Annotated in this window: 1 protein-coding gene and 1 pseudogene; one reads left to right on the forward strand and one right to left on the reverse strand. The window is 57.2% G+C overall.

Annotated elements, in window-relative coordinates:
* Positions 1-178 precede the first annotated feature (178 nt).
* Positions 179-895 (forward strand): putative phage abortive infection protein, encoded by a 717-nt coding sequence (locus tag AC1DY5_RS55725; protein ID WP_478122721.1) that lies wholly within the window; start codon positions 179-181, stop codon positions 893-895.
* Between the two features lie 149 nt (positions 896-1044).
* On the opposite strand, the pseudogene AC1DY5_RS55730 reads toward AC1DY5_RS55725, so the two are convergent.
* Positions 1045-1384, reverse strand: a pseudogene (locus tag AC1DY5_RS55730) (hypothetical protein); the annotation flags it as partial.

Here is a 1384-nt window from a genome sequence, read left to right on the forward strand (position 1 = left end):
CATCTGGACTGCGAGGGCGACTGACATCCTGGCAAAGGTCACGCGAGCCAAGGCTGCGCTGGCAAGGGTCAAATAATAAGTACATATTTGAGTGGCGCACTACACTAGCTTCCGAGGACAAGGCGTCTCTGGAGACCCACAGCACTGGGGCCAGCTCGGCGACTACGTAGGTGGACTGGTGAACCCGGTTGTCGGACTCGCGACCGTAATCCTGGTCTTTCTAACGCTTCTGCTTCAGCGCCACGAGTTGCAAGCATCGCTGGCCGAACTTAAGCGTTCCAATGAAAGCGCCGCGATCCAGAGCTTCGAGCAGTCTCTGTTTTCATGGCTTTCCTCGTACCACGAACTTATCGGCCAAGCCCGGCATGACGGCAATGAGGAAGGACGCGCAGCGATGATCGCGTGGTACAGGCCAAATTTTGCCGGGCAAGCTGTCGTCGTCCACGAGTTCATGGCGGCAGCGGGAGGGGTCGAGGCTCTCCAAATAATCGATCCACAGAACCTGCTCAACGAACTTGAGATGAACCTCCCTCGTAGCGACGAACGACTGGGCGTACTTGAAAACCTTTTCAGAAGAGCGCGCAGCCAATTTGGAGGCGTACACAAGCTATATCGTGCCGAGCTGGAACCCGCTCTTGAGACACTATTTCACCTCGTCAGATGGATCGACCAGTCCAACCTCAGCAATGAGCAGAAATGGCACTATGCCAGTCTTGTCGGCGCTCAGATATCTTGGATCGAGCAAGCGTTCATCTTTTACTTTTGCTTTGACGGATACCCGCAGTTTGCAGAACTGGTCAACAGGTATGCCCTGTTGAGCAACTTGGATGCTGGCAACGACACACGACACCCTCATCAGTTTGATAGCGCACGACCTTGCAAAGAAGCCGCCTGACGACTACACGAACGTGATTCCGCCTCGAAAGTGGCCCTTCGACAATCGGGCGTTCATCTCGGATGTAGCCAGAGAAGCCTTGGGCTTGGCGCCCGAAATCTAGCCGGAGTGTCAAATGTCAACTCGGTCTCTCCGATACATCTTGGCCATCATTCGTTAGCAGCGTGCAGTTGTGAGGTGAAGCGGCGGATCTTCTGCCGAGCTCGATGAAGGCAGTCGATCATGTGCGCCTCAATCAGCCGCCCGTCGCGGCCATGAGGTAGCTGGCGCTCTCCGCTTCCTCCACAACCTTGTGGAGACGGTCGACAGGTTCGACTCGACTGGCGGTTCGTGCCGGGCACCACCTCGTACTTCGTGCCGTTGCAGCGCGGGCACCGGTGATCAAGCCACCAGAAGAGGACCGCGCGAACCTTGACCGCCGGTGCCTCCATCCCCTTCAACGTCGCCCACTCGACGAGGCCCGCCTGAGCAGCCGGCAACGTCTTGAGC

The organism is Variovorax sp. P4_D9 (assembly GCF_056401695.1).